The sequence below is a fragment of the Candidatus Accumulibacter similis genome (genome assembly GCA_013347225.1).
Taxonomy (GTDB): Bacteria; Pseudomonadota; Gammaproteobacteria; order Burkholderiales; family Rhodocyclaceae; genus Accumulibacter; species Accumulibacter similis.
In genome coordinates this window covers 2091360-2117738 of record CP054595.1, presented here as the reverse complement: position 1 = coordinate 2117738, position 26379 = coordinate 2091360, and the positions used below count along the sequence as shown (strand labels likewise).

Below are 26379 nucleotides of genomic sequence, written 5' to 3'. Positions count from 1 at the left end.
CGGCGGCGAGCACTGCCCGCCGCAGGAATGTGGCAAATCGACGCACCCCGGCGCGCTGCCGCTTGCGATCGACGGCCGCCAGGGAAGCCCCGCGTTCAGCCCGCAGGGAAGACGCCCGCGGGCGGCACCGGCAGCTCGTCCGACACGGCCGGCAGGAGCCTTTGCGCGATTTCCCGCGCCCACGGGTTGATCTCGCCGTAGGTCTTGACGATGCGGCCCTCCGAGGCGCGAAACAGCAGCCGCGCACGCGCGTTGTCGATCGAGTTGTCGTAGAGGTAGGTCCGGTCGGCAAGCCAGGCGACGAAATAGCAGTAGGCCAGCGACCGGGTGTAGCGGGCGATGATCTTCGGAATCGGCACGTCGTGGCCGCCCTCCATGACGCGCATCGCGACCCGCTTGGCGTTGATCGACGGATCGTCCGTGCCGACGAAAAAGAGGCGGATGAAGAAGCCGGCATCGCGTGCGCGGCGGATGTAATCGAGCTTGTCGGCTGCCGAGAGGACCGTTTCGAAAGCCAGGCTGACGCCCCGCTCGAGGCACTGTTCGCGAATCTCGGTTGCCCGCTGCGCCGCCTGGATCACCGCCGCCGGCGAGTTCCAGTCACCGAATTCGTCGCGCGCAATGAAATCCGGATTGACGTACACGCAGCCGCCCATCCACTCGTGCATCAGGAGTTGCTGCGTGATCGAGGTCTTGCCGGAACCATTCGGCCCGGCGACGATGATCAACCGGGGTCTCGCCCCGGGGGTCATGCCTCGCGGCGGAAAGGGAGATTGATCGCCGAGATCTCGGCCTGCAGACGAAGCATCAGTTGCGCCCGTGCGGCGTCGGCGTGCCGGCGCGCCGCGGCGGCGACCTCCTCCATCAAGTCATCGAGTTGCTCGTCGGAGGGTTCGTGGAGGATGTCATTCAGATCGAATGGTTGCAGTTGCATCGCTTTCTCCAGACTTTCCAGACTTGCTCGACTGTGGCGGAACCTCGCCCAGTTGCGTTCCGGGCACGGTCGATTCTACCGCAGAAACCGCCGCTTCAGGGCACTTGCACCGGTGCGCTGGTGGCGGGGCCCATCAAGGCAGCGATCTCGGCCCGCAAGTCGGACCCGTTGCACCGGCGCGCGCAGCCAGCCGCGGCAGGCACGCGCGCCTTCGCGCGCCGCATCGCCGGCGCCGTGCCGCGTGCAGGTGCAGGGCGCGCAGCGTGTCCGGCCTGGTCTGGTCGCAAGCCAGGCAGACGAGGATGGGTGGTTGAAACGGCAGGCACGGGCCTGTCGCGGCCGGCGAAGATGCGATTCTGCTCTTCTTTGTCGCGCGCAACGCCCGCCTTGCGTCGATCGCTGCCGCTCGCCTTGTCGACTGCGGGTACAGCCTGCGATACTGTAGCCAGTCGTGTCATCGCCCTGCAACCGGCGTGTCTGACGCAAACTGCCATGCACTGCTGCCGGCAACCATGAAACTCCGACGAATCCATACCCTGCACCAGCCGGCTGTCGGCCGCCCGCGCCTGCCGCCGCTGCTTTTCGTCCATGGCGGCTACGCCACCGCCGCCTGCTGGGGCGAGTACTTCCTCCCCTGGTTCAGCCGCCGTGGCTTCGACTGCCATGCCCTAGACCTGTCGGGTCATGGCCGCAGCGAAGGCCGCGAGAGCCTGCACGGCTTCGGCGTCGATGACTACGCCGACGACCTGGCGCAGGTGGTGCACGAACTCGGCCAGCCACCCGTTCTGGTCGGCCACTCGATGGGCTGCGTCGTCGTCGAGCGGCACCTCGAACGTGCAGCGGCCCCGGCAGCGGTCCTGATGGCACCGGTACCGCCAGGCGGAATCCTTGGTGCGACGATGAAGATCGCCCTGACCAGGCCCGCTTTCTTCGACCAGCAGGCGCGCAGCACCCGCGGCGAGTACGCGGCGGAGAACCTGCGCACGCTGCGCGAGGTCTATTATTCGGCCGATACGGGCAGCGACGATCTGCTGCGCTTCGCGCCGCTGTTCCAGGACGAGTCACGCCGCGCACTGCTCGATCTCAGCCTGCTGGCGATGCGCTTCGGCCGTCGGCTGCCGCCATTGCCGGTCCTCGTCGTTGGCGGCGAAGCGGACGCGGTGTTTCCGCCGGCGGTCCTCGGCTTCACCGCCGCCCGCTGGAAGGCCGACGTGGCCGTGATTCCGCGCGCCGGCCATACGCTGATGCTCGACGCACACTGGCGGGCAGCCGCCGAACGGATTGCCGGGTGGCTCGAGCGGCAAGGCTGAGCGGCATGTGCCGGGCGGCCAGGCCCGCCGCCGACCAGCGACGACCGCACGCGGCGCCACGAGCGGGCTGGCAACGCATGCGGCAGCCGCATGCACCCGTGCGGCGGCACGTTCCGGGCAGATCGCCGGCAGACGGCAGATGAAGGAGCCCGTTGCCCGATCCGCTCGCTCCGACGGCGCCCTGCGCGCCAGCGAGGAGCGCCTGCGGCTGGTCATGGAAGCTACCAGCGACGGCATCTGGGACTGGCAACTGGCCACCGACGAGCTGTACTTCAGCGACCGCTGGTACACCATGCTCGGCTACGCCCCGGGCGAGTTCCCGGCCAGTTACGCGGCCTGGCGCGACCGCGTCCACCCGGACGACCTGCCGGCAGCCGAAGCGGCGATCGCGGCCCACCTTGCAGGCCGCAGCAGCGGTTTCAGCATCGAGTTCCGCATGCGCACCAGCGGCGGTGACTGGAAATGGATCAACGGCCGCGGCAAGGTCAGCCTGCGCGACGCCGCGCAGCGGGCACTGCGGGTGGTCGGCACGCATGTCGACATCCACGACCGCAAGCTTGCTGAAGAAGAGCTGCAACTCACCCGCTTCGCCATCGATCATGCTTCGGTCGCAATCGCCTGGGCAAGGGCCGACGGCCGCTACCTCTACGCCAATCGGGAAATGTGCCGCATCCTCGGTTACGGTCGCGAGGAGCTCCTGCAGATGCGCGTGGTCGACGTCGATCCGCGGCCCGACCCGGAGACGCGCTGGCAGGCGCACTGGCAAGCGCTGCAGGCGACTGGCTCGCTGACCAGCGAGAGCGAGCGCCGCCGCAAGGACGGCTCAACCTTCCCGGTCGAACTGTCGGCAAGCCATTTCGAGTACTGCGGCGAGGCCTACAGCATCGCCTTCGTACGCGACATCAGTGACCGCAAGCGGGTCGAAGCCGAGTTGCAGAAGCATCGGCAGGACCTCGAGACTCTGGTAGGCGAGCGCACCGCCGAGTTGCGACAGGCCATGCGCCAACTGGTGCAGAGTGAGAAGCTGGCGGCCCTCGGCCACCTGGTCGCCGGCGTCGCGCACGAGCTCAACACCCCGCTCGGCAATGCCCGGCTGGTTGCGGGCTCGCTGGCGGAACAGGTGGAGGACTTCGCCCGCGCCTGCGCAGCCGGCTCGCTGTATCGCTCGCAACTCGCCGCCTTCGTCGGCCGTTGCCAGGAGGCCGCCCGCCTGCTCGACCGCAACACCGCGCGCGCGGCCGAGCTGATCAGCCAGTTCAAACAGGTGGCAATCGATCAGGCGAGCATCCGCCGCCGCACCTTCGACCTGCGGCAGACGGTCGAGGAGTTGTTCGCCAGCCTGCGCCCGCAGTTCAAGGGCCACCAGCATCGCGTCGAGCTGGACGTTCCCGCCGGGCTGCAGCTCGACAGCTATCCCGGCCCGCTCGAGCAGGTGATAGTCAATCTGGTCAGCAACTCGCTGCTGCACGGCTTTGACGGCGTCGATCACGGCCTGATCAGGCTCGCCGCCGGCGAGATCGACCCTGACCACATCCGGCTCTGCTACAGCGACAACGGCAAGGGAATCGCCGACAGCATCCGCGACCGCATCTTCGATCCCTTCTTCACCACACGGCTGGGCAGCGGCGGCAGCGGCCTCGGGCTGTACATCAGTCATAACCTGGTCAGCAGCGTCCTCGGTGGCACGCTCGCCGTCGACGGCCAGCCGGGACAGGGGGTTCGCTTCGACATCGTCCTGCCGAAAGTGGCGCCCACCGCCAACGCTCCCGGCGGCGCCAACCACTGACTCGGCCGCCGCCGGACCGGTACCCTCAGTCCCCCGCCGGCGCCGGGCTGGCCAGCAGGCCGGGCAGCTCGCACAGGCGGCTGAAGACCCGTGTCGCGCCTGTCGCCTGCAGCGCCGCAGCGGAATCCGGGCGCGCATGGCCGCCGCCATGGAAGCCGAAGACGCACATGCCGGCGGCGCGTGCCGCGCGCACGCCGGCGAGACTGTCTTCGATGACGACGCAACGCGCCGGCGGCACGGCCATCATCGCCGCCGCATGAAGGAACAGATCGGGTGCCGGCTTGCCACGCGCCACCATCGTGGCGCTGAACAGGTGCGGCTCGAGATACTGCAGCAGGCCGGTGCGAGAGAGGTTGCCGCGGATCTTCGCGATCGTTCCCGACGATGCAACGCAGCGCGGCAGCCCGAGACCGGCCAGCATCTCGGCCGCCCCGCTGACCGGCTGCAGTTCCGCGGCAAAGGCTGCCCGGTCGCGTTCGCCGAGCAGGGCGGCGAAATCGGCCGGCAGTCGCCGCCCCCATTCGGCCTCGACCAGCGCCAGGACCGCGCCGAGGCTGATTCCCGTGTAACGATCGATCGCCTGCTGCGCCGTCAGCGGAAAGCCGAGCTCACTGAGTGCTTCGGCGAGGACCCGACTGGCGATCGGCTCGCTATCGACCAGCACGCCATCGCAGTCGAAGATGACGAGAAGTGGCAGGCGCGCGTCGCTCAAGCGGCCCCTCCAGCAAGCGCTGGCGACTCCGAAACCAGCGCGGGCGCGACGCGCGGCAGGCGATGGCGGTTGCCCTCAGTCACCGGGACGCCACTCCAGAACCTCCTCGAAGCGGCGCACGACGACATAGGAGCTGAGCCGGACGCGCACGACCGCACACGAGGCGGAACCGGCGAAGGACTCGAGGTAGGGATGACGGCTGAGGTAGCCGCTGCGCAGGCGCACCTCCTCCTCGCCCGCAACCTCCTCTGCCTCGCCGAGAGCGGTCACCGCGACTGCGTCACGGGTGTCCGCGCCAACGTTCTCGCGGTTGTCGATGAACAGGGCGACGCGCGGATTCGAGCGCAGATTGGCGTACTTGTGGGTGCTGCGCTCGGTCATCAGCGTCAACTGGCGCAGATCGTCGCTGATGACAAAGGCCATCAGGCTGGCATAGGGCTGACCGGCGCTGTCGGTCGCGAGGACTGCATAGCGCTGGCTCGCGAGCAGCCGCTGCAGCACTTCCTGAACGCTTTCCACCTGGCTCATCGTCGCTGCTCTCCCGAACCGCTGCAAATGACGGACTGTCTGACGGCGCCGGAACGGCGCCACCGGCACGATGACCACCCGCAGGCGCACCAAGCGTGCCGGCCGGCCGGCCGGCAGCAATATAGCAGGCCGCGAGCAGCGCCGGAAGCGCGTTGACCACTGCGCAGCGGACCGCGATACTGGCGCCTGTCCCTTTCGCCAGGCATCCGTTTCCGCCCATGTTGCAGCACCGCTTCGCTTCCGCCGGCAGCCGCCGCTACGGGCGCTGCCTGCTCGCCGCGACGCTGCTCTGCGCCCGGCCCGTTGCCGCCGAGACGCTGCTCTGTCACGTCAGCTATGGCGGCGAGACGCAGATCCTGCACGCTGAACCCGTCGCTTCACCCTACGCGGTGCCGGTGCAGGCGATCGGCTCGTACTTCCTCTTCCGCATGGTCTGGCAGAAGGAGCCGGCCGACCTCGCGGCGATCAAGCTCTATGTCCTGGCCGCCAGCGACGGCGGCGCCGTGCCGATCCAGCAGCTCACCCACCTCTACCCGCCGCCGGCGCTCAGCCGTCCGGAATACGGCTTCACCGGCCTGAACAGCGTCTACGAGCCGGTTCGCGACGGCGAGTTGCAGTATTGGTGCGAGTTGTCGGCGGTCGCCGGACGCGCGCCATGAGCGGCGCCCGCCGTCGGCACTGCCTGCGCTGCCTGCTCGTCGCGTTCTGCTGCGCGCTCGGCGGGGCCGTCGCCGCCGAGCCGCTGCGCCTGCTGTTCGTCGGCGACATCATGCTCGACGACGGACCCGGACGCCTGGTCGCCGCCGGTGCCGATCCGCTGGCACCCTTCGCCGCGCTGCTTCGGGATGCCGACTACCGCATCGGCAACCTCGAGTGTCCGGTCGCCACCACCGGCACGCCGCTGGCGAACAAGATCGCCACCTTCCGCGCCCACCCGCGAGTCCTGCCGCTGCTCGCGGGACGCTTCGACGCGCTCGCCGTCGCCAACAACCATTCCGGCGACTACGGGCGCGAGGCCTTCGTCGAGACCCTCGACCTCCTGGCGAGCCAGGGGATCACCGCCTTCGGCGGCGGCCGCAACCTCGAGCAGGCCCACCGACCGCTGTGGATCGAGCGACGTGGCCTGCGCATCGCCGTCCTCGCCTACAACGAATTCAAGCCGCGTTCGTTCGAGGCCGGGCCAGACTGGCCGGGGATCGCCTGGAGCGAGGACAGCCACGTCGTCGCCGACATTCGCGCGGCGCGCGCCGCCGGCGCCGATCTCGTCATCCCCTTCATGCACTGGGGCTGGGAACGCGAACCGCAGGCCAGCGCGCGACAGCGGCAACTGGCGCGGCTGATGATCGATGCCGGTGCCGACCTGGTCGTCGGCGGCCACGCGCACGTCACGCAGGGAGTCGAGTACTACCGCGGCCGTTTGATCGTCTACAGCCTCGGCAACTTCGTCTTCGACGGTTTCGACTACGCGGCCGCGAGGAGCGGCTGGGTGCTGCGCCTGACGCTCGACGGCAGCGGCCTGCTGGCCTGGGATACGGTGACCGCACGCATCGACGATGACGGCACGCCGCAGCCGCTTGCCGGCAGCACCGCACCCTGCGGTCGCCGCGGCGACCCGCTCATCCGTGACTGCCGCTGGCCCTGATGTCGACGCTTCAGTACCACAGCCAGCCGGCGACCAGCGGCAGCGCGAGCCACAACAGCAGGCTGCGGCGGACCAGGAGCCGCGCACGCGCGATGTCGGCAGCCGTCGCCGGGCGGCCCTCGCCAAGCGGCGGCCGCTGCTGCTGCCGGCCATCGTAGGTGGCCGCGCCGCCGAGCACCAGGCCGAGGCTGCCGGCGCCGGCGGCCATCACCGGCCCGGCGTTCGGGCTCTTCCAGCGCGCACCCTGCCGCCAGCAGCAGCGCAGGGCGGTACGCGTATCGCCGACGAGCGCGTAGGAGATCGCCGTCAGGCGGGCCGGAACGAGGTTCAGCAGGTCGTCGATGCGCGCCGCGGCGCAGCCGAAGGCGGCGAAACGCTGGTTGCGGTAACCCCACATCGCATCGAGCGTGTTGCCGAGGCGAAAGAGGATCGCGCCGGCACCACCGAGCAGGGCGAACCAGAACAGCGCGCCGAAGATGGCGTCGTTGCCGTTCTCGAGCGTCGATTCGATGCAGGCGCTGGCAACCGCGTCGGCATCGAGTTCGGCCGTCTGCCGCGACACCATCCAGCCGACATGCTCGCGCGCCGCGCCGAGATCGCCCGCCGCGAGATCGTCGGCGACGCGTCGTGCATGCTCGTCGAGGCTGCGGGCACCGAGCGCCAGGTAGAGCAGCAGCGCGTCGACGATCGCGCCCGGCAGCCCGCCGGGGATCGCCCACAGCGCCAGCCCGGCAAACGGCAGCACGAGCAGCGCCCACGCCAGCAGACCACGCAGGCGACGTCCGCGGCCCGCGTTCAGCACCCGCTCGCAGCCGTTTGCCAGCGCGCCGAAGGCGACCAGCGGGTGTCCGCGCCGCGGCTCGCCGAAAAGACGGTCGAGCAGCACGCCGGCGACCGCCGCCAGCGGCAGCAGCAGCACGGTCGGGCCTTCGGCGGAGGGAAACCATGGGAGGGGCACGGCAGGCGGGCAACGGTCGGTGGCGGCAAAGGCGGGATTCTACGCTGAACGTCGCGCCGCCCGCAGCCGGATGCGGAACGGTCGCGACACCGCGGCGACCGGCCGACGGCGTGCACGCGGCGAGCCTGCAAGTGCCGCCGCGCAGGTGCAGGTGCCACCGGCGCCCACCGCCTGCGTCCACTTGCCTGGCCGTCGTGACTATACTGCTGGTGGCGGCGGCATCTCCGACCGACCCGCCACCACTCTCGCGAAAGGACAACCCATGCGCAAGGCGATCCTGGCGTTTCTCGTCTGCCTCGGCAGCTCGCTGGCCTCGGCGGCGGTCATCAACGTCGAGTTCAAGTTCACCCCCTTCGTCGGCGACCCGCAGAAGAACGAGCAGGTGACGACCGTCGCCGGCAAGGCGCGGCTGTACATCAACAACATCTTTTTCGCCGAGCAGGAAGTACGCCAGGGCAGCGTGCCGGTGCTCTTCGAGGCGCGCGAGGTCGGCCCCGCGGTGTGGCTGCCCGTGGCTTCCGCCGGACCGGCGGTGCGCAGGGGCCGCAATACGCTGCGCATCGAATTCGAACCCGCCGATACGCAGGCCAGCTACCGCGCGCAGTTGCGCTGGGCCGAGGTCAACGACCAGGTGACCGAGGAGCGCAGCGGCGGACAGTTCCGGTCGACCAACCAGAGCGGTGAAGGCGTCGAGGAAAGGGCCGCCACCGGCAGGCTGCGAATCGAGCGCCCGTTCGATGCGCCCTTCGCCAGCGAACATCCTTGGCATCGCGCCGCGGCGGTGACCTCGCTCAGCGACGCCGACCGACAGGAACTCGCGAAGCTGGTCAGGGCACGCGCCGACAGCTTCAAACCGAACTTCGACGGCATCTACACGGCGCTGCAGGGCAACCCGCAGATCCGGGTCGACGACATCCGGAAGATGAAGTGTCTCGACAAGGCCTGGGCGGCAGGCGTGCGCATCGACGCACCGGCTGCCGACCAGCTCGAGGCAACGCTGACCGGCAACGCCGAGGTAGTGCTGCGACGGACGGGCGGCGAGCTCTTCCGTCCCGCCGATCCGGCGAAGTTCGAGAAGATCAAGGGCGAGGACGCCCGCGCCTGCGCCGGCTTTGCGCTGTTTGCCGCCTTCCCGCCGCGAATGGTCGTCGTGCGCGCCGCGGACGGCGGCTGGCAGGCGGTCTACTAGCCGCCTGGTCGCCCGCCGCGACCAGCGGCCTCAATCGCCGCCACAACCACCGCCGCCGCAGCCGTCGCCCGACGACGAGTCGCCGTCGCCCGTACTGCCGCTGCAGCCGCCGCCGCAACCGATGTGGCCGGCGCAGTAGCTGCTGGCGGCGCCGGCCTGCGCTGCCGCGAGGCAGTCGAGCTGGTAGGTGAAACCGCCGGCGATGCCGAGCATGGCGTCGAGGGCGAAGAGCAGCGGCAGCGACTGCGGTGCGCGCGGGTCGATGCCGTCGCGCCGGCAGGCCAGCCGCCAGGCGCGCTTGATTCCCTCCTGCGCGTCGGTCGGCGAGCGCATCGCCTCGGCCGGCGTGTGGTGCAGGAAGCGACCGAGCCCGCGCTGGCAGAACTGCTGGTACTGGCGGGTAAACAGGATGAACTCGTGCCAGGCGTCATCGACGACCTGTGACGGCATCGCCACCAGCCGTTTCTTCGCCTGGTAGCAGAGCTGGAAGTAGTCGCGCAGCGCCCCGAAGACCAGTGTACGCTGCGCCGCGCTGAGTTCCGGCCGGCGCGCCGCCAGGCGCGCGTCGAGGAACTTCGCGTAGGGGTAGTTCTCGATGAAATCGGCGCGGTGACGGCGCAGGGCACGCCACCAGAGGACCATCGCGGCGACCAGACCGACGAACAGCAGGCCGACGAGCAGCTTCATCCCGCTTCCTCCACTGACCGGATCAGACGGCGCTGAAGCACAGATACTTGATCTCGAGATACTCGTCGATGCCGTGCTTCGATCCCTCGCGGCCGATGCCCGATTGCTTGACGCCGCCGAAGGGTGCCACTTCGTTCGAGATCAGCCCGGTGTTGATGCCGACCATGCCGTACTCGAGCGCTTCACCGACCCGCAGGCAGCGCGCGACATCGCGCGAATAGAAGTAGGCGGCAAGACCGGACTCGGTGTCGTTGGCCATCGCCACCGCCTGCGCCTCGTCGCTGAAGCGGAAGACAGGCGCCACCGGGCCGAAGGTCTCTTCGCAGGCGACACGCATCGCCGGCGTCACATCGGCGAGAACCGTCGGCTCGAAGAAGGTGCCGCCGCGCGCATGCCGGCGGCCGCCGGTGACCACCCGCGCGCCGCGTGCCAGCGCGTCGGCGACATGCTCCTCGACCTTGGCCAGCGCTGCGGCGTCGATCAGTGGCCCCTGCGTGACGCCCTCCTCGCTGCCTGCCCCGACCCGCAGCGAGCGCACGCGCTCGGCGAGCAACTCGACGAAGCGATCGTAGACCGCGTCCTGCACCAGCAGCCGGTTGGCACAGACGCAGGTCTGGCCGGTATTGCGATACTTGGCGATGATCGCCCCGTCCACCGCCGCCGCGACATCGGCGTCGTCGAAGACGATGAACGGCGCGTTGCCGCCGAGTTCGAGCGAGATCTTCTTGATCGTCGCCGCGCACTGCGCCATCAGCAGGCGGCCGACCTCGGTCGATCCGGTGAACGACAGCTTGCGCACCAGCGGGCTGGCGGTCAGCGCGCCGCCGATCGCCAGCGGATCGCCGGTCAGCACGTTGAATACGCCCGCCGGCAAGCCCGCATCGTGCGCCAGCAGCGCCAGCGCCAACGCCGTCAGCGGCGTCTGCTCGGCCGGCTTGACGACCACCGTGCAGCCGGCGGCGAGCGCCGGCGCGACCTTGCGCGTGATCATCGCCAGCGGGAAGTTCCACGGCGTGATCGCCGCACAGACGCCGACCGGCTGGCGGATCGTCAGCAGGCGACGATCGCTCGCCGGCGACGGGATCGACTCGCCGTAGACCCGCTTGCCCTCCTCGGCGAACCATTCGACGAAGGAGGCACCATACGCGACTTCGCCAACCGCCTCGGCCAGCGGCTTGCCACACTCGGCGGTGATCAGTTGCGCCAGGTCGCCGCCATTGGCGACGATCAGATCGTGCCAGCGGCGCAGGACGGCGGCCCGCTCCTTGGCCGTCTTCCCCCGCCAGGCTGGCAGCGCGGCAGCGGCGGCGGCGATCGCCCGCCCGCTCTCGACGGCGCCCATCAGCGGCACCTCACCGATGACGAGCGCGCTCGCCGGATCGCTGACCGCGAGCGTGCGACCGTCATCGGCCGCCTGCCAGCAACCGTCGACGTAGCATTCGGCGCGCAGCAGGCGCGAATCTGCCAGTTGCATGGTCTTCCCCCCGAAATCCCGAAAGCTGCAGTCTACTCGGAATGAAATACGCTTGCGTGCGTGACGAACATTCGGGAGCCAAGTGTGGCTGCACGCTTGCTTCAGGATGAACCCCGCGTGCCTGAGCGATGAGCTCTACCGGGATCATCAAGACAGTCTTGCCCAACTGCAGGCAACATGGCGCCCGGCTGCCGGCCCGCGGCCACCGCGGGGACCGAGAAGATGCCTGGCTCAGGCCGCTCCCGGCAGCATGTGAACATACCTGGCGACGACGCACTCCCAACCGCCGGGTCGCCTGACAGGAGCACGCAGCAGCCGGAGCGAATCATGCAGATGCCTGATTCGCCCGCAGAAATTCCGCGAACTGCAGTTTATACTGTGCACCATGCGCGTCCGGACCCTGCTCGCCTGTCTCGTCCCGCTGCTGCTGCTGGCCTGCAGCAGCACGCCGCCAGCGCCCGGGCGGACGGCACAGCAGCCAGCGGCGCGGCCGGCGAGCAGCGACAGGGCGCACGATGTGGTGATGTTCGCCCTTGGCCTGATCGACACCGGTTACCGCTTCGGCGGCAAGAACCCCGACGCCGGTCTCGACTGCAGCGGCATGGTTTCGTATATCTACGACCGGGCCGCCGGCATCCGGGTGAGCGGCAGTGCCGCCGACATCGCCCGCCGCGGACGCGAGGTCGACCGCTCGGGCCTGCGCCCCGGCGATCTGGTCTTCTTCAACACGCGCAACGCACCCTTCTCGCACGTCGGCATCTATATCGGTGATGAGCGCTTCGTGCACGCGCCCTCGGGCAGCGGCCGCGTGCGCATCGACCAGCTCGGCGCCCGTTACTACGCACAGCGCTTCGAGACTGCGCGCACCTACTTCGACTGACCGCCTGTACGGCGGCGAGCAGAGCGGGAAGCGGTGCTCGCCGCCGGATCCTGCGGGCTGCCGTTCGCGCCGTCGCGAACGCGGCGGCAAAGCCGGCCGCCGCCGGTCGACTCGAGCGCGGGTTCAGGCAGCAGCTGGCGCGCGGGCCGGTCGATCTGCCCGATGGAAGAGCCAGATGCTGCCGAGCAGCACCGCGACGCAGGGGCACAGGAACAGCAGGTGGCCGGATTCGAGCGGCCCGGCGTGCAGCAGGACGATCGTCAGAAGACTCGAGCCCGACAGGAGCGCGAGGCTCAGAGCAGCGACCCGGCGCAGCCTCGAGCAGAAGCCAGCGGTGGCAAGCGAGAGAGCGGCCAGGGGAATGAGGTAGACGCCCCAGCCGACAAACCACGCAGCGTGGGCAAAGAGGGCATCGACGGCCGCCCACAAACCACGTGCCCGAGCCAGTTCGCCAACCATCGCGAACCACGCCGCAAGCAGCGCGTATGGCAGCGCGATTGCCGTCGCTATGGCGTGCAGGGCACCGTGCATCGTCGCCGCTTGCTGCTGCCGCAGATGGAGGTCTTCGCGCTCACGGGCCGGCTCGTCCCGGGCGCCGTGTTGGCCGCCATCGTCATGGCGGCAGAACGCTGCCGTCGAGTTCAAGCAGTCGTCCGTTCCGCAGCCGTGCGCCGAGAGTGTGTTCTTCGTCCCACGCCACTCGGTAGCCGATCTCGACACTCGACTCGCCATCGAGGGTGACGACCGCAACGAATTCGACCGAGGCGTGCTGCCAGACCTGGTCTGGCTGGGCGATGCGCGGCAGATCTTCTGCCGAACCCTCGGGCTCACCCATGGCAAGGGCTTCTGCGTACGGAGCGTAATGCTCGAACAGCGATGCCGCGATGCGCCGGCGCCAGCCCGGATAGTCGGTCGGAAGGCAGTGCCGGCACGCCGCTTCGGGACGCTGCCAGCGCCCCGTCATGCGCTTGGCTATCGCGATGCTGCCGCACGACGCGTCTCGAGGAACGTGATGGATGAACACAGATCAGGCTGTGGGTCATCGCTGAGCTGTTTGAGGTATGCAATGGCGTCGGCCAGATCGTCGGCCGTGGCGCCGCTGGCTTGCAGTTGCGATGAAATCTCCTCTGCCAGGATCGTCAGCGAAGCAAGCGCCAGCCCTTCCATTGGGTTGCGGCGGCGAACATACGGCTTCCTGAGAACTGCCAAGCCGCTCCGGGCGAGCACCAGTGCCGCCTCCAGCTTGCCGCGTGCCTGCAACCGATGCGCACGAACCATCGCGGAGTTGGCACGCAGAACCGCGACCATGCTCCGGGCGGAGTCGACGAGGCGCATGATCGGGAGGGGAAAGAGGCTCACGGCGCGCCACCCCCGCGCCACCGTGCGGACGGTTCAGGTACGCGGCGGTTCGACCGATCGGGCCGGCAATTCGAGTCGCCCCGGTTCTGCAGCCGCTTCAGGTGTGGCGGCACGCAAACGGAAGACTGGTCGCGCGCAGCCGCCAGCCGGCGGTCCACTCGAGCCACCGATGGGAACACGACATCAGGCCACGACAGTCCTGGACCACTACTTGCACCACTGCTGCTCGCATGGAACACCATCATTGTTTCCATCCATCTTGGTGCCGGGGCAGTTCCTCAAAAAGTAGGTTGCCTCCGCGCATGATGTCATCTGGGAGCAGTGCGTCCGACCATCACACCTGAACTGGGCGGAAGACGTTGTGCCAGAGCTGGACGCAGCCGGCACGGCTCGCGAACCAATGGCGGTTGTGCTGTCGGCAGGGGCCGCGTGGACCCGGGCGCTCTGAAACTTGGCATAACCTTGCCAGCCAATGACAGCGACAATGGCGAGTAGAACGATCCGCTTCATTTGCGCCTCCGACGGGCCACGCCCTCCAATGAACACCGTTGATCTGCCGCGCCGCAGGTGCTTGGTCGAACCGCTGGTGTGGCGCGGCAGTCCCTCAAGGGGATTGTAAGCGTCCAGCGGCCCGGGTCAAGCCTTCGACGCGTACTTTCGGCTGCTGGACCAGCGCTACGGCCTGCGTCTGTCGACCAAAGGGACGCCGGTCGGCAAGCCGGCAAGCGCGCTACTGCCGCACACCCACTGCCACGCACCCGCATGGCGCCCGGCCGCTGCTTCAGGGCACGCTACGGCAGGGCGCGACAAGCCGTGGTCTGTGCCCTTTGCCCGCTTCCCGACTGCTGCCGATGGAACAGGACGCCGAACGCGGTTGACGCCTGACACAGAGCGGCTCTAAAGTCCGTACCTCGACCACCGTATCGGCCCCCATAGTGCCATGCTTCGTTTCGTTGCCATCCTGCTGATCGCCCTTCTGCCGCTCCAGGCGGCATCGGCGCTCGTCGGCACGGTGGCCGACCCGCTACTGCCGCGCGTCGCGGCCAACCCGGACCAGCACGACCACCACTCCGACGAGGCGTGTGCCGGCCTGGCGAAAGCCGCCGACCACGGCCAATGCCAGGAGTTCGAGGACCGCTGCAGCTGCTGCCATGGCGGCTGCTGCGCACCACTCGGGCCCGTGCCCCTGCCGACGATCGCCCAACTCGGCGACGCCATCGTCCTCGCCGCCGCACGCGGCAAGCCCTCCCCCACTCTCGCCCGGCCTGAACGGCCGAAATGGACCGGCTTCGCCTGACCGGCGGGGCCTTCCGGACTGACTCACCACCGTCGCCGTACGCACGACGGCTGCTTCCCAGCGCTCCGCCGGATTTTTCCATGCACCAACGGAGAATCCGATGCACGACACCCTAGCGACGCAGTCACCGCTGTTCACCGCCCTCCTGTTCGTCACCGCCAGTCTGAGCGGTCCGGCAGCGATCGCCGAAACCCTGACGCTCGGCCAGGCTTTCGCCGCCGCCTGGGAGCGCCACCCGGCGGCTCGCACCGCGGCTGCCCGCCACCACGAGTTCGCGGCCCGCCGCGATTCGGCCGGCAGCTTCCTGTCCGGCGCACCGACGGCGACTCTGTCCAACCGCAACGACCGCCTGCAACGCGATGCCGGCCAGAGCGAATGGGAGGCCGGCATCGCTCTTCCGCTCTGGCTGCCCGGCTATCAGGAACGAACCCTCGCACTGATCGAGCGCGAGCAGTCCACCTACACGGCGCTGGTCGAGCAGGCGCGCTGGAAGCTCGCCGGCGAGGTGCGTGAGAGCTGGTGGCAGGCCATGCTCGCCGGCAACGAACGCGCCGTCGCCGAAGCGCGCGGCGATGCCGCCCGGCATCTGGCGAACGACGTCGAGCGCCGCGTGCGGGCCGGCGAGTTGCCACGCATGGACGCCCACCAGGCGCGCGCCGCCGAAGCCGCAGCGACGGCGGCGATCGCCGAGGCGGACGGGCGCGCCCACCGCGCCGAGCGGAGCTTCCTCGCGCTGACCGGCTTGCCGTTGCTGCCGGCTCCGAGCGGAATGAACGAGCAGCGCCGGCAGGCTCCGACGACCCCTCACCCGCAGCTTGCAGCGCTCGAAGCGGCCATCGCCACCGCCCGTGCGAGGCTTGACGTGGCGGCCAGGAATTCGCGTGACCTGCCGGAGATCATGCTTGGCATGCGTCGCGAACGGCCTGTTGCCGAGGCCGACTGGGAGAACTCGACGATTGTCGGCGTCCGCATTCCACTCGCCACCGACGCGCGCAATAGCCCGCGGGTTGCCGCAGCAAACGCCGAACTCGTCGAGGCCGAGGCGCTGCTGTCCTACGAGCGGCAGCGCGTGGACGCGGAACGCGATGCCGCCGGGCGCGAACTGCAGCGGGCCGACGAAGCACTCGCCCGCGCCGAAACCAGGCGTACGCTCGCCAGCGAAGTGCGCCGCGAGTACGCCCGCGCCTTCGCGCTCGGCAACATCGACCTGCCGCAGCGTCTGCGTGTCGATGCGGATGCCTTCGCTGCCGAACTCGCCGCCGCGCGCGCCCGCCTCGAAGCCGCACGCGCCGTCTCGCGCTACAACCAGGCCATCGGAGTCCTGCCATGAACCCCCTGCGACACGCCATCGCCGCCTCCGTCTGCGCGGCCGCACTGTTCCTCCCGTCGCCGCCGGCATCAGCCACCGAGGCGGCTCGCCCCTCCTTCGAGGCACACAGCGAGTTGTTCGAACTGGTCGGCCGCATCGATGGCGGTCGCCTGACGCTGACGCTCGACGACTGGGCGAGCAACGAGCCCATCACCGGCGCGCGGATCGAGATCGACTTCGCCGGCCACATCCGCATTGCCGAGGCCCAGGCCGACGGAACGTACACGCTCGACGCCACCCCTTTCGCCGCAGCGGCCACCTACCCACTGACGATCACCGTCACCGCTGGCGAGCAAAGCGACCTGCTCGCGACCGACCTCGTCGTCGGCGATTCCGCCGCGACCGGCGCCATAGCGGCCGGAATCGGCATCAAGGAGATCGGCATCGCCGCGACATTGACGCTGCTCGGCGCCGTCGTGGCCGTCCGGCTGCGCCGGCGCAAGGGAGAAGCCGCATGAACGCCACGACACTTCTGCAACGCACGCTCCAGCCACTGCTCTTCGCCGCCGGCCTGGTCGCCAGCGCCGGTCTGGCGCACGAGGGCCACGTTCACGGTGACGAGCCGGCGCCCGCGCTGACCCGCGGCGACGGCCCGCAACGACTTGCCGACGGCAACGTCTTCCTGCCCAAGACGACCCAGCGCCAGCTCGCACTGCGCACGCAGCTCACCCGGAGCGGCGAGCATCCCGTGACCGTCGAACTCGCCGGCAAGGTGGTGCTCGATCCGGGTAGCGGCGGCCGTGTGCAAGCGATGAACACCGGCCGCGTCGAAGCGCCGGCCGGAGGCATTCCGTCGCTCGGCAAGGCAGTGAAGAAGGGAGAGCTGCTCGCCCGCGTCCATCCGGCCGTCTCTCCCCTCGAACTGGGCGGGCAGAGGGCGCAGGCCGCCGAACTGCGCGCGGCGCTCGGCGTCGCCGAAAGGCGGCTGGCACGACTGCGCGAGCTGGAAGCGACCGTTGCGCGCAAGGATGTCGATGTCGCCGAGGCCGACGTGCAGAGCCTGCGCGAGCGCCTCGCCGCCATCGCCAGGAGCCTCTCGCAGCCCGAGGATCTGCGAGCGCCAGTTGCTGGCGTCGTCGCCTCGGCCAGCGTGGTTGCCGGTCAGGTGGTCGAGGCGCGGGAACTGCTGTTCGAGATCGTCGACCCGGCCAACCTGCGCGTCGAGGCGCTGGCCTACGACCCGCGGCTCGCCGCCGAGATTGCCGGCGCCTACGGGAGTGCCGGACCGGGTCAGGAGGTGCTGCTGACCTTCGTCGGCGCCGGCCGCTCGCTGCGCGAGCAGGCGATCCCGCTGCTCTTCCGTGTCGACGGCGGCACGGCAACGCTGGCACTGAACCAGCCACTGCGGGTGATCGCCCAGACGCGCTCGCCGATTCAGGGCGTGCCGCTGCCGGCTGCGGCGGTCGTGAAGAACTCCGCCAACCAGGAAATCGTCTGGGTGAAGACGAGCGCCGAACGCTTCGCACCGCGCCCGGTACGCACGCAGCCGCTCGACGGGACGCGCGTCGCCGTCGTCGGCGGGCTCGAGGCCGGCGTGCGCGTCGTCGTCCAGGGCGCGGCCCTGCTCAATCAGGTGCGCTGAGAACGCCATGTTCAGGACCATCGTCGAAAAGAGCCTGTCGCAACGCCTGCTGGTACTGGCGGCGGCCATCGTCCTCATCCTCTATGGCGCGCTGGTCGTGCAGAAGACGCCGGTCGACGTCTTCCCCGACCTGAACAAGCCGACCGTCACGCTGATGACCGAAGCAGGCGGCATGGCGCCGGAGGAAGTCGAGGCACTGATAACCTTCCCGATCGAGACGGCAATGAACGGCATGGCCGGCGTCGCCGCGGTGCGCTCGGTGTCGTCGGCCGGGCTGTCGATCGTCTACGTGCAGTTCGACTGGGAGGTCGAGATCTACCTTGCGCGGCAGATGATCACCGAGCGCCTGTCGCTGATTCAGTCGCAGTTGCCGCCAGGCGTGGTGCCGCACATGGGGCCGGTGGCGTCGATCATGGGCGAGATCCTGCTCATCGCGATCCCCATCACTGCGCCTACCGCGGCAGCGATCGAGCCCGCGGCAGGTGCCGCGCAGCGGCCGGCGATGGCGGCTCGCGAGTACGCCGACTGGGTGCTGCGTCCGCGCCTCCTGACGATCCCCGGCGTCGCCCAGGTCATCCCGATCGGCGGCGAGGTGCGCCAGTTCCAGGTGCAGCCGGACACCGTGCGCATGGCCGCGCTCGGCATCACGCTCGACCAGGTCGATGAGGCGCTGCGCGGCTTCGCGGCAAACACCAGCGGCGGTTTCCTCGAACTCAACTCGCGCGAATACCTGATCCGCAACCTCGGCCGTACCAGCCGGCTGGAAGACCTGCAGCGCCTGCCGCTGACGGCCAGGAACGGCCAGCCGATCCTGCTCGCGCAGGTGGCGTCGGTCGGCTTCGCGCCGGCGATCAGACGCGGCGACGCGGGCCTCAACGGCCAGCCGGCGGTGATCCTCTCGGTGCAGAAACAGCCGGCCGCCGACACCGTCGCGTTGACGCGGCAGGTTGAAGCGGCGCTCGCCGAGCTGAAGGGCGGATTGCCGGTTGGCATGGCGGCGCCGCGCGTCACCTTCCGCCAGGCCGACTTCATCGAGGCCAGCATCCGCAACCTCGAGTTGAAGCTGGCCGCCGCCGCCGTCTTCGTCGCCGCCGTGCTCCATCTCTTCCTCGGCAACCTGCGCGCGACACTGATCTCGCTGACCGCGATCCCCGTCTCGATCCTCACCGCGGCGCTGGTGTTCCGCTACTTCGGGCTGTCGATCAATACGATGACGCTCGGCGGGCTGGCCATCGCCATCGGTGAACTGGTCGACGACGCGGTCGTCGACCTCGAGAACATCATCCGCCGCTTGCGCCAGAACCGCCAGAAGCCGGCACCGGAACCCCCGCTGCGGGTGATCGTCAACGCCTCGAACGAGGTGCGCTCGGGAATCGTCGTGTCGACGCTGATCATCGCCCTCGTCTTCGTGCCGCTCTTCGCCCTGCCCGGACTCGAGGGCCGCTTCTTCATCCCGCTCGGCGTCGCCTACCTGACGGCGATCCTCGCCAGCCTCGTCGTCTCGATCACGCTGACACCGGTGCTGGCCTGGTACCTGCTGCGCCATGGCGAGGCGTCGATGCATGGCGATACGCGCTTCGTCGCCTGGCTGAAGTCGCACTACCGACGCTGGCTGGAAACGGCGCTGGCGCAGCGCAAGCGGGTCATCGGTACCGCTGCCGTCGCTGCCCTGCTGGCGGCGGCGAGCGTCCCCTTCTTCGCCACCACCTTCCTGCCCCCCTTCAACGAGGGCGCCGCCTTCGTCGGCCTGCGCCTCAACCCGGGCATCACGCTCGCCGAATCGGTGAAGATCGGCACGCTCGCCGAGCGGCTCGCGCGCGAGGTGCCGGAAGTGACCTACGTCGGACGCCGCTCGGGCCGCGCCGAACTCGACGAGCACGCCGAGGGCGTACACGTCTCCGAGCTCGACATGCGCCTCAAGCCCGGCCGTCCGCCATCGCAGATCCACGCCGACCTGCGCGCGCGGCTCGCTTCGTTGCCGGCTACGGTCAGCATCGGCCAGCCGATCTCGCACCGCATCGACCACATGCTCTCCGGAGTGCGGGCGCAGATCGCCATCCGCATCGTCGGCGACGATCTCGACGTGCTGCGCGGCGAAGGCGCAGCGCTGCGCGACCGGCTGGCGACGATCCCGGGGCTCGCCGACCTCGAGCTGGAAAAGCAGGTACTGGCGCCGCAGATCAAGGTGCGCATCGACTACGCGCGCGCCGAACAGTACGGTGTATCGCCTTCCGCCCTGCTGCGACAACTGCAGACGCTGATCGGTGGCGAGCAGCTCGGCCAGGTGATCGAGGGCGCGCGCCGCTTCGCGCTGGTGCTGCGTCTGCCCGAAGAGGCGCGCGCGCTCTCGGGACTCGCCAACCTGATGATCGAGACGCCGAACGGCCGCGTGCCGCTCGCGCGCGTGACGACCATCGAGGACGGCGACGGGCCGAACCAGATCAGCCGCGACAACGGCCGCAGGCGCATCGTCGTCTCGGCCAACGCGCAGGGCCGCCCGCTCTCCGACGTGGTCGACGACGTGCGCCGCGTCATCGTCGAGACGAAGCTGCCGTCGGGCTACTTCATCACCATCGACGGGCAGTTCCGCGCGCAGGAAGAGGCGGCGCGCATCATCGGCGTGCTGGCGCTGATCTCGCTCGGCCTGATCTTCATCGTCCTCTACAGCCGCTACCGCTCGGCCATCCTCGCCGCACTGGTGATCGCCAACGTGCCACTGGCACTGATCGGCAGCGTCATCGGCCTGTGGCTCTCGGGCCAGCCACTTTCCATCGCAACGCTGATCGGCTTCATCACGCTCGCCGGCATCGCCACCCGCAACGGCATCCTCAAGCTCTCGCACTACGCCAACCTGGTTCGCTTCGAAGGCGAGACCTTCGGCCTCCAGCTGGTCATCCGGGGCTCGCTGGAGCGCCTGACGCCGGTGCTGATGACGGCGCTGGTCGCCGCCTTCGCGCTGGCGCCGCTGCTCTTCGAGGCCGAGGCGCCGGGCACCGAGATCCTCCACCCGGTGGCCGTCGTCATCTTCTCCGGCCTGATTTCCTCCACCCTGCTCGACGCCTTCGTGACGCCGGCGCTGTTCCTCGCCTTCGGCGAGAAGCCGCTCGGCCAGCTGCTCGAATCGCATCAGGGCGAAACATTGTGAAAGCCTGCGAACTTCCCGACGAAAGGAGCCTCACCATGAAGATACCGCTTGCCATCGCCTTCGCCGCGCTTGTCGCGGCCACCGCCACGGTCGCCCACGAGGACCATGGCAAGCCACGCTTCGGCGGCGTCGTCGCCGATGCCGGGCACTACCAGGCAGAACTCGTCGCCCGCAGTGACACCCTGACCATCCATGTCACCGAACACGGCACCCCGCTGTCGACGGCTGCCGGATCGGCCAGGCTGACGCTGCTCGCCGGCGGCAAGAAGACCGAGGTCGCACTCGCACCGGCCGGCAACAACCGTTTCGAGGCGAAGGGTACCTTCGACCTCAAGGGCGCCAAGGTGGTCGCCGCACTCAACATCCCGGGGAAGCCGCCGAAGACGCTGCGCTTCGCACTCGATGACACCCCTGCGCAGCGCTGAGGAATCCACGATGAAAGCAATCCTTGCCGCCCTGCTCGCCACCGCCACCCTCGCAAGCACGCCCCTCGGCGCCGCCGATCTGCCCGAAGTCGAGGTCTACAAGAGCCCGTATTGCAGCTGTTGCACGGAATGGGAAAAGCACATGACCGACAACGGCTTCCGGGTGAAATCGATCAACGTCGAGGACGTACCGACGACCCGCGCCAGGCTCGGCATGCCCGAGCGCTACGGCTCATGCCACACGGCGAAGGTCGGCAACTACCTGATCGAAGGTCATGTGCCGGCCACCGACGTGCAGCGCCTGCTGCGGGAGAAGCCGAAGGCCGTCGGCCTTGCTGCGCCCGGCATGCCCGGTGGTTCACCCGGCATGGAGAGCGCGCGGAAGGAACCGTACGATGTGCTCCTGGTCGGCAGCGACGGCAAGGCGAAGGTGTTTGCCCGTCACTGAGCCGCGGGCGGTTGGCCACGCTCGGTGAACACCCGGTCGCGCTGCCGCTGCCGCGACGCTGCGCGCAACACCAACCATACTGTCTGAGGGCGGGTTGGATTTCCCATCCTTCGGAGAGAGGGCAAGGTTCGGGCAGTACAGACGCGCAAACCAAGCGTGAGGATTTGCTACACTTGCAAACACCATTCGCTGATCGTAGAAGGCCAACCCCATGCCGTCCTCGCTGAAACCACCGACTCGCCTTGAGGAGGCGGCCGCGCACCCGATCGTCGAAAGCGCGCTGACAGCCATTGGTGCATTTGGAGGACTCCCGGGGCTGCTCCTGCCAATCCTCTCGAATACTCTGGCAAGTCAACGCCATCACCGGCGGATCAACGATGCATTCGCCAGCATCGACGCAACGTTGCGACAACACGCGGACGCCCTTCACGCTCTTACGGACTCGCAGTACAAACTGATCAGTGAGGCAATCCTGGCTCTCCTGCACACCACCAGTGAGAAGAAGATTGCATACCTCCGCCGTTCAATCGCCAACGGGGTCCGAACCGCCACGACCGCAACTGAGGACGCGACGGCTCTCGGGCGCGTGTTGCGTGATGTTTCGGCCGAAGAGGCGGAATTCCTGCTCAAGACCGCCCGTTATGGCCACATTGGAATTGGCGACGCAAGCTGCCAAGACGAAGACACCTTGTGGATCGCCCTGCACTCGGCGGAGGGAGTGATCGCCGGTGGTCTGGTGTCATTGGGCCTGCTGCTGCCCGAGACCGATACGTATGGCGGACATCCGATCCTCGCCTGGTCTCCACTGGCGAGCGATCTGCTTGCTCTGCTCCAAGACATTGATTCCTAGCGTCCTTTCAGCAAATCTGTAGGTACCGCGGTGACAGGGAGTGCGGCGCGGCACCCGCCACCGACAGAACGCCAGGAGGGCATTCGTCCCGCGCGAGCGAGCAGCGAGAGCCGTTTGCAAAGCGACTCCGTTCGGCTGCGCTTGCGTCTCGCTGGCGAAGGGTCGGCACGAATCCGGGCCTCGGTATGGTTGCATGGCATCCACCAAAGCGCGCAGGCGCGCGCTCGGCGCGATCAAGACCGTCTCTGCCACAGGCTGTGGGTGATCCCGGCGCTGTCCCTGCTCGCCACTTGCGGCAGCTCGATCCCAGCGCGTGCCCGTGTCGGTGAGACAGGCGGAGGCTGAAAGGGGGTGGGGCGAGCGGCGGACCGGCGTTGAGTTCGACGAAGCCCGCAGGATGCGGTGTGCTGCGCGCCCTTTTGGCCGGGCCGCTGGCGCTGGCGGCCAGCCGGCGCTTCCGGCTGGTGTGTGGTCGAGCCGCAGGCCGACCGGCGCCGAGGCGATGGCGCACCGCCAGGCAAGTTCGGTCGCTCGCGACCACCGGTCGTCCGGAAGGCCGGCACTGCACGGGCTGCCCCTCCGCCCATCGGGCAAAGGCGACGACGGTGTCCGCCAGTTGCGCGTCGACAATGGCAAGGAAGATGGCATCGGCGGGGCTCCGGAGCCAGATGGACGAGCACCACAAGCTGTCAGACGGCCGCGCGGGATTTAACTCGGGGTTGCCGAAAGGACAGCGCCAGTCCGAAAGCCCGACCCCGGAGCAAGCACGGCCCGGACATCAGAGCAGCTCGGTGTCGGCATGCGCGTACGCGGGCGAGCAGCAGCAGAGCAGGACCAGCGCGCCACTGGTCGATGCGCGGACGCGGTGCGGTGTTCCGGGCGCGATGCAGATGGTGTCGCCGGGGCCGATGCGGAACGACTCGGCGCCCAGGATCATCTCGCCCTCGCCGGCCGTGACGTGGTAGATCTCCTCGGTCCGCAGATGCCGGTGCAGCAGGGTGGCGGCGCCGGCGGCAACGGTGGCCTCGGCCAGGCTCTGCCTGCGGTTGCCGTGAACTGCCGGGTGCATCAGCTCGCGGATCAGCGAGCCATCGGCGGTGACGTAGGGCTGGACGGTCGCGTACGGCTGCTGCAGCCGCCTGACCGGGAAGACCTTCTCGATCTCCGCGATCGTCTGCCGGCCGAAACCGGGCAGCCGCTGCAAGTCCCGGCTGCGATGACGGGCCATCACCTCCTCTGCGGTCGACAGACCGGCCCGCAGCAGGAGGTTGCGCGTGCGCCGGCTGATCCGCTCGAAAGGCTCATCGGTGCCAGGCTGCATTCGTTGCTCCCGGTCACGGACACGATTCACGATGCGGCGACAGAGCATGGCCGGCGGCCGTCGACTACCGACGAGGCCGCGCCGGTCAATCGTAGCCGCCGAACATGAACAGCGAGATGTCCTCCTCGCCCGGGTTCATCAGCCCGTGCAACTGGCCGCCCTTGAGCATCGCGAAGTGGCCGGCGCGCAGGGTGCGCAGTTCGAAGGCGCGTTCGCGCCACGGGCGCCGCGTCCAGTCGCCGACGATCATGTAGGCGCGCCCCTGCATCATCAGGAACACCTCCTGGTTGTCGCGGTGGCGATGCAGGCCGATTCCGCACTCGGGCTTGAGGATGTGCAGGTCCATGTAATCGACGGCGAAGAAGTTCTCGCGGCCAGCGGCGTGGTTCTTGTTGCCGTGGGCGTTGAAGTTCCAAGCGTCGAAATCGCGCCCGAGCTCGTTGCGGCCGGCGTAACGTCCGTAGTTCGAGAGCAGGTTGCGGTACTCGAGGAAACCGACGCCGCCATGCGGGTTGGGGCTGATGCCGGCGGCGAGGAAGTTCTCCCAGCCGCGGACGATCATGCTGAACTCGTAGTGGTGATTGCTGCCGCCGCGCGAATCCCAGAAGGTGCCGCTGGCGTCGGCCCAGGCACATTCGACGTGCAGAGGCAGGACCGGATGCAGCGCATGGTTCGGTGCCACCTCGACCAGGTAGCGGTCGTTGAGCCCGTCGCGCGCGAAATCGTCGCGCGTACCCTGGATCAGGTCGTTGCGAACGACGAGTTCGCCGCGGTCGATCGCGTCGCGCCCACGGCCGTCGACTTGCTGCCGCAGGTTGCCCGCCGGAAAGCTCCAGAGCTCGAGCGCATAGCGCTCGCTCGCCGGATCGTAGGGGACGTCGAGGACCTGGCCGACGGGATTCGTGCCGACCCGCAGATAGAGCTTGAGATGGCTGCCGAGACGATCGCCCGACAGCCGGGAGAGCAGCGAATCGGGACCGGCGCGGTAGCTGATGCGCAGGAAGGGGACGACCTGCCCGCCCGCTGCCGCATAGCCGCGGCAGAGGACGACATCGCCGAGGCGGAAGTCGCGCAGGTTCTGCTTCTGGAAGTCGAGCTTGCTGTCCTGGCGGCGGACGTCGAGCTGGTCGGCGTCGCCCCCCGCCGGACCGTAGAGTTCGAGGAAGTCGAAGGGAAAGAGGTACTCCAGCGTCTCGCTCAGGTACTGTTCGCGGCCGCAGGCCAGGCGCTGCCTTTCGAGGATGCCCAGCAGGCGGATCAGGGTGTTGCCGCGGTTGTAGTCGGGCTGGCTGCCGGCAGCGACCCGGAAGACCTGGTCAGAGTGGATCAGTTCCATGGGCCGTCCTCACGCACTGTGGTAGAGGAAGGCAACAAAGCGCAGCGGCTTCGTGCCCGGATTGCGGATGCCGTGGATGCCGCCGCTCTTGGTGTAGATGACGTGCCCGGGCGAAACCGGCAGCTCGCGGCAGCGCTTGGCGCCGATGCCGAAGATCGAGCGCTCGACGACCGGATACGACGCCAGCGACGGATCGTCGTTCTCGCCCATGTAGGCGATGCCTTCGCCCTCGACGATGTAGTACAGCTCCTCGCTGCCAATGTGGCGGTGAGTGCCTTCGACCTTGCCCGGCGGGATCAGGACCTCGTGGAAGAAGACCAGGTTCGAGCCCAGTTCGCGCTGCAGCAGCCAGCGCATCTCGATCACGTTGTCGTCGTGACGATCGGGATCGCCGTCCTCCATCAACGGGTTGCGATAGCGGACCGGAGTGACGTCGGCGCTGCGCAGGTACCAGCCGCGCTGGAAGTTGATCAGGTAGTTGAAGGTGGCGACGGTGTTCGCCGGTGAACTCGGCTCAGTGGTGTTGGCAACCTGGTGGCTGCGCATGTAGTTGTTGTCCCACTGCGGGTTGCCGATGCGGTAGCCGAACGGCAGGTCGCGATCGTTCTCGCGACAGGCGATCTCGACCCGGCGGATGGCGCGGATGTCGGCGAGCGCGGCGGCGAACTCGGGAATGCGGGTGATCTCGCGCTGCCAGCCCATCAGGTCGAGAACGGTGAAATCGTGCGGGCTGGCGTCGGGGCCTTCGAGCGTGCTCCACAGTTCGACGACGTAGGCGTCGACCGGTCGCGAATGATGCAGGCGCAGCGTCGCTTCGGCGGCGGCGGCGCCGTCCGGCAGCAACCGGACGAAGGCGAGGATCTCGCCGGCCGGCAGGCGACCCTGTTCGCGCGCCAGTTCGGTCAGGCGATGCGCCCGGTACTCGATGCGCAGGAAGTTGCCGAGCAGCAGTTCGTCGCGGTAGACCTCACCCTTCATGACGGTGATGTCGGCCTGCGTGCGCACCTCCATGACGTTGTAGCGGTAGCGCGGACTGCGCGTCGCCTCGAGGTGCTGCGCGTGGTAGATGCGATCGGGATAGAAGACGACGCGGAAGATGTTGTTTTCCGGCAGGTCGAGGATGTCGTTGAAGCGGCTGTCCATGGGT

General features: G+C 68.8%; 28 protein-coding genes. 14 read left to right on the top strand and 14 right to left on the bottom strand.

Annotated elements, in window-relative coordinates; translation table 11 throughout:
• Window positions 1–95 precede the first annotated feature (95 nt).
• Window positions 96–752 (bottom strand): zeta toxin family protein, encoded by a 657-nt coding sequence (locus HT579_09730; protein QKS29164.1) that lies wholly within the window; start codon window positions 750–752, stop codon window positions 96–98.
• The gene (locus tag HT579_09725; GenBank protein ID QKS29163.1) at window positions 749–934 is read right to left on the bottom strand and encodes a hypothetical protein; all 186 of its coding nucleotides are present in this window, start codon (window positions 932–934) and stop codon (window positions 749–751) included. The genes HT579_09730 and HT579_09725 overlap by 4 nt, the downstream gene beginning before the upstream one ends.
• Window positions 935–1446: 512 nt before the next feature.
• Here HT579_09725 and HT579_09720 point away from each other — a divergent pair.
• A complete protein-coding gene (locus HT579_09720) occupies window positions 1447–2244 on the top strand; it encodes an alpha/beta fold hydrolase (GenBank protein QKS29162.1) in 798 nt (265 codons plus the stop codon).
• A 139-nt stretch (window positions 2245–2383) separates the two neighbouring features.
• On the top strand, window positions 2384–4030 hold the full coding sequence (locus HT579_09715; protein QKS29161.1) for a PAS domain S-box protein: 1647 nt from the start codon (window positions 2384–2386) through the stop codon (window positions 4028–4030).
• Between the two features lie 25 nt (window positions 4031–4055).
• On the opposite strand, the gene HT579_09710 is transcribed toward HT579_09715, so the two are convergent.
• Both HT579_09710 and HT579_09705 read right to left on the bottom strand, forming a co-directional pair.
• Complete coding sequence (locus HT579_09710; GenBank protein QKS29160.1) at window positions 4056–4742, bottom strand: HAD-IA family hydrolase; 687 nt, start codon at window positions 4740–4742, stop codon at window positions 4056–4058.
• Window positions 4743–4817: 75 nt separating this feature from the next.
• Window positions 4818–5270, bottom strand: coding sequence for a pyridoxamine 5'-phosphate oxidase family protein (locus HT579_09705; GenBank protein QKS29159.1), 453 nt, complete (start codon window positions 5268–5270; stop codon window positions 4818–4820).
• Between the two features lie 269 nt (window positions 5271–5539).
• Between HT579_09705 and HT579_09700 the strand changes: the two genes are divergently transcribed.
• Both HT579_09700 and HT579_09695 read left to right on the top strand, forming a co-directional pair.
• A complete protein-coding gene (locus tag HT579_09700; protein QKS31591.1) occupies window positions 5540–5929 on the top strand; it encodes a hypothetical protein in 390 nt (129 codons plus the stop codon).
• A complete protein-coding gene (locus HT579_09695; GenBank protein ID QKS29158.1) occupies window positions 5926–6912 on the top strand; it encodes a CapA family protein in 987 nt (328 codons plus the stop codon). Before HT579_09700 ends, HT579_09695 begins: the two co-directional genes overlap by 4 nt.
• 10 nt (window positions 6913–6922) lie before the next feature.
• On the opposite strand, the gene HT579_09690 is transcribed toward HT579_09695, so the two are convergent.
• Window positions 6923–7828: a cobalamin biosynthesis protein gene (locus HT579_09690; protein QKS31590.1), complete on the bottom strand. Its 906-nt coding sequence runs from the start codon at window positions 7826–7828 to the stop codon at window positions 6923–6925.
• 304 nt (window positions 7829–8132) lie between these two features.
• Between HT579_09690 and HT579_09685 the strand changes: the two genes are divergently transcribed.
• The gene (locus HT579_09685) at window positions 8133–9059 is read left to right on the top strand and encodes a hypothetical protein (protein ID QKS29157.1); all 927 of its coding nucleotides are present in this window, start codon (window positions 8133–8135) and stop codon (window positions 9057–9059) included.
• Between the two features lie 30 nt (window positions 9060–9089).
• On the opposite strand, the gene HT579_09680 is transcribed toward HT579_09685, so the two are convergent.
• Window positions 9090–9746: a hypothetical protein gene (locus tag HT579_09680; GenBank protein QKS29156.1), complete on the bottom strand. Its 657-nt coding sequence runs from the start codon at window positions 9744–9746 to the stop codon at window positions 9090–9092.
• Window positions 9747–9768: 22 nt separating this feature from the next.
• A complete protein-coding gene (locus HT579_09675) occupies window positions 9769–11220 on the bottom strand; it encodes an NAD-dependent succinate-semialdehyde dehydrogenase (GenBank protein ID QKS29155.1) in 1452 nt (483 codons plus the stop codon).
• A 385-nt stretch (window positions 11221–11605) separates the two neighbouring features.
• Here HT579_09675 and HT579_09670 point away from each other — a divergent pair, with 385 nt between their 5' ends.
• The gene (locus tag HT579_09670) at window positions 11606–12100 is read left to right on the top strand and encodes a C40 family peptidase (protein QKS29154.1); all 495 of its coding nucleotides are present in this window, start codon (window positions 11606–11608) and stop codon (window positions 12098–12100) included.
• A gap of 123 nt (window positions 12101–12223) precedes the next feature.
• Here the strand turns inward: HT579_09670 and HT579_09665 are convergent, their stop codons facing one another.
• The 4 genes from HT579_09665 to HT579_09650 form a co-directional block, all read right to left on the bottom strand.
• Window positions 12224–12745 carry a hypothetical protein gene (locus HT579_09665; GenBank protein ID QKS29153.1) on the bottom strand — a complete coding sequence of 174 codons (522 nt, stop codon included), beginning with the start codon at window positions 12743–12745 and terminating at the stop codon, window positions 12224–12226.
• Window positions 12714–12935, bottom strand: a complete 222-nt coding sequence (locus HT579_09660; GenBank protein QKS29152.1) for a hypothetical protein — start codon at window positions 12933–12935, stop codon at window positions 12714–12716. Before HT579_09660 ends, HT579_09665 begins: the two co-directional genes overlap by 32 nt.
• A 137-nt stretch (window positions 12936–13072) precedes the next feature.
• The gene (locus tag HT579_09655; GenBank protein ID QKS29151.1) at window positions 13073–13459 is read right to left on the bottom strand and encodes a hypothetical protein; all 387 of its coding nucleotides are present in this window, start codon (window positions 13457–13459) and stop codon (window positions 13073–13075) included.
• 207 nt (window positions 13460–13666) lie between these two features.
• Entirely contained in the window at window positions 13667–13969 is a 303-nt protein-coding gene (locus tag HT579_09650) for an excalibur calcium-binding domain-containing protein (protein QKS29150.1), read from the bottom strand.
• Window positions 13970–14399: 430 nt separating this feature from the next.
• Between HT579_09650 and HT579_09645 the strand changes: the two genes are divergently transcribed.
• The 8 genes from HT579_09645 to HT579_09610 all read left to right on the top strand — a co-directional run bounded on the left by HT579_09645 (window position 14400) and on the right by HT579_09610 (window position 22575).
• Complete coding sequence (locus HT579_09645; GenBank protein QKS29149.1) at window positions 14400–14756, top strand: hypothetical protein; 357 nt, start codon at window positions 14400–14402, stop codon at window positions 14754–14756.
• A 100-nt stretch (window positions 14757–14856) separates the two neighbouring features.
• Window positions 14857–16086, top strand: a complete 1230-nt coding sequence (locus tag HT579_09640) for a TolC family protein (GenBank protein QKS29148.1) — start codon at window positions 14857–14859, stop codon at window positions 16084–16086.
• Window positions 16083–16583 (top strand): hypothetical protein, encoded by a 501-nt coding sequence (locus HT579_09635; protein QKS29147.1) that lies wholly within the window; start codon window positions 16083–16085, stop codon window positions 16581–16583. Before HT579_09640 ends, HT579_09635 begins: the two co-directional genes overlap by 4 nt.
• Window positions 16580–17707: an HlyD family efflux transporter periplasmic adaptor subunit gene (locus HT579_09630; GenBank protein ID QKS29146.1), complete on the top strand. Its 1128-nt coding sequence runs from the start codon at window positions 16580–16582 to the stop codon at window positions 17705–17707. Before HT579_09635 ends, HT579_09630 begins: the two co-directional genes overlap by 4 nt.
• 7 nt (window positions 17708–17714) lie before the next feature.
• Window positions 17715–20852 (top strand): efflux RND transporter permease subunit, encoded by a 3138-nt coding sequence (locus tag HT579_09625; protein ID QKS29145.1) that lies wholly within the window; start codon window positions 17715–17717, stop codon window positions 20850–20852.
• Between the two features lie 35 nt (window positions 20853–20887).
• Window positions 20888–21277 (top strand): hypothetical protein, encoded by a 390-nt coding sequence (locus HT579_09620; GenBank protein QKS29144.1) that lies wholly within the window; start codon window positions 20888–20890, stop codon window positions 21275–21277.
• The gene (locus HT579_09615) at window positions 21255–21725 is read left to right on the top strand and encodes a DUF411 domain-containing protein (protein QKS29143.1); all 471 of its coding nucleotides are present in this window, start codon (window positions 21255–21257) and stop codon (window positions 21723–21725) included. The genes HT579_09620 and HT579_09615 overlap by 23 nt, the downstream gene beginning before the upstream one ends.
• A 211-nt stretch (window positions 21726–21936) precedes the next feature.
• Window positions 21937–22575 carry a hypothetical protein gene (locus HT579_09610; GenBank protein ID QKS29142.1) on the top strand — a complete coding sequence of 213 codons (639 nt, stop codon included), beginning with the start codon at window positions 21937–21939 and terminating at the stop codon, window positions 22573–22575.
• 778 nt (window positions 22576–23353) lie between these two features.
• Here HT579_09610 and HT579_09605 read toward each other — a convergent pair.
• The 3 genes from HT579_09605 to HT579_09595 all read right to left on the bottom strand — a co-directional run bounded on the left by HT579_09605 (window position 23354) and on the right by HT579_09595 (window position 26375).
• Window positions 23354–23710, bottom strand: a complete 357-nt coding sequence (locus HT579_09605; GenBank protein QKS31589.1) for a cupin domain-containing protein — start codon at window positions 23708–23710, stop codon at window positions 23354–23356.
• 271 nt (window positions 23711–23981) lie between these two features.
• Complete coding sequence (locus tag HT579_09600; GenBank protein QKS29141.1) at window positions 23982–25232, bottom strand: cupin domain-containing protein; 1251 nt, start codon at window positions 25230–25232, stop codon at window positions 23982–23984.
• Window positions 25233–25241: 9 nt separating this feature from the next.
• Complete coding sequence (locus HT579_09595; GenBank protein ID QKS29140.1) at window positions 25242–26375, bottom strand: cupin domain-containing protein; 1134 nt, start codon at window positions 26373–26375, stop codon at window positions 25242–25244.
• Window positions 26376–26379 lie beyond the last annotated feature (4 nt).

Bases quoted from the DNA above. Each gene is read 5' to 3' on its own strand.
- HT579_09675 (QKS29155.1), bottom strand. From the start codon at position 11,220: ATGCAACTGGCAGATTCGCGCCTGCTGCGCGCCGAATGCTACGTCGAC.
- HT579_09670 (QKS29154.1), top strand. From the start codon at position 11,606: ATGCGCGTCCGGACCCTGCTCGCCTGTCTCGTCCCGCTGCTGCTGCTG.
- HT579_09660 (QKS29152.1), bottom strand. From the start codon at position 12,935: ATGGGTGAGCCCGAGGGTTCGGCAGAAGATCTGCCGCGCATCGCCCAG.
- HT579_09680 (QKS29156.1), bottom strand. From the start codon at position 9,746: ATGAAGCTGCTCGTCGGCCTGCTGTTCGTCGGTCTGGTCGCCGCGATG.
- HT579_09730 (QKS29164.1), bottom strand. From the start codon at position 752: ATGACCCCCGGGGCGAGACCCCGGTTGATCATCGTCGCCGGGCCGAAT.
- HT579_09630 (QKS29146.1), top strand. From the start codon at position 16,580: ATGAACGCCACGACACTTCTGCAACGCACGCTCCAGCCACTGCTCTTC.
- HT579_09635 (QKS29147.1), top strand. From the start codon at position 16,083: ATGAACCCCCTGCGACACGCCATCGCCGCCTCCGTCTGCGCGGCCGCA.
- HT579_09685 (QKS29157.1), top strand. From the start codon at position 8,133: ATGCGCAAGGCGATCCTGGCGTTTCTCGTCTGCCTCGGCAGCTCGCTG.
- HT579_09725 (QKS29163.1), bottom strand. From the start codon at position 934: ATGCAACTGCAACCATTCGATCTGAATGACATCCTCCACGAACCCTCC.
- HT579_09620 (QKS29144.1), top strand. From the start codon at position 20,888: ATGAAGATACCGCTTGCCATCGCCTTCGCCGCGCTTGTCGCGGCCACC.
- HT579_09715 (QKS29161.1), top strand. From the start codon at position 2,384: ATGAAGGAGCCCGTTGCCCGATCCGCTCGCTCCGACGGCGCCCTGCGC.
- HT579_09705 (QKS29159.1), bottom strand. From the start codon at position 5,270: ATGAGCCAGGTGGAAAGCGTTCAGGAAGTGCTGCAGCGGCTGCTCGCG.
- HT579_09610 (QKS29142.1), top strand. From the start codon at position 21,937: ATGCCGTCCTCGCTGAAACCACCGACTCGCCTTGAGGAGGCGGCCGCG.
- HT579_09720 (QKS29162.1), top strand. From the start codon at position 1,447: ATGAAACTCCGACGAATCCATACCCTGCACCAGCCGGCTGTCGGCCGC.
- HT579_09600 (QKS29141.1), bottom strand. From the start codon at position 25,232: ATGGAACTGATCCACTCTGACCAGGTCTTCCGGGTCGCTGCCGGCAGC.
- HT579_09595 (QKS29140.1), bottom strand. From the start codon at position 26,375: ATGGACAGCCGCTTCAACGACATCCTCGACCTGCCGGAAAACAACATC.
- HT579_09625 (QKS29145.1), top strand. From the start codon at position 17,715: ATGTTCAGGACCATCGTCGAAAAGAGCCTGTCGCAACGCCTGCTGGTA.
- HT579_09615 (QKS29143.1), top strand. From the start codon at position 21,255: ATGACACCCCTGCGCAGCGCTGAGGAATCCACGATGAAAGCAATCCTT.
- HT579_09640 (QKS29148.1), top strand. From the start codon at position 14,857: ATGCACGACACCCTAGCGACGCAGTCACCGCTGTTCACCGCCCTCCTG.
- HT579_09645 (QKS29149.1), top strand. From the start codon at position 14,400: ATGCTTCGTTTCGTTGCCATCCTGCTGATCGCCCTTCTGCCGCTCCAG.
- HT579_09650 (QKS29150.1), bottom strand. From the start codon at position 13,969: ATGAAGCGGATCGTTCTACTCGCCATTGTCGCTGTCATTGGCTGGCAA.
- HT579_09695 (QKS29158.1), top strand. From the start codon at position 5,926: ATGAGCGGCGCCCGCCGTCGGCACTGCCTGCGCTGCCTGCTCGTCGCG.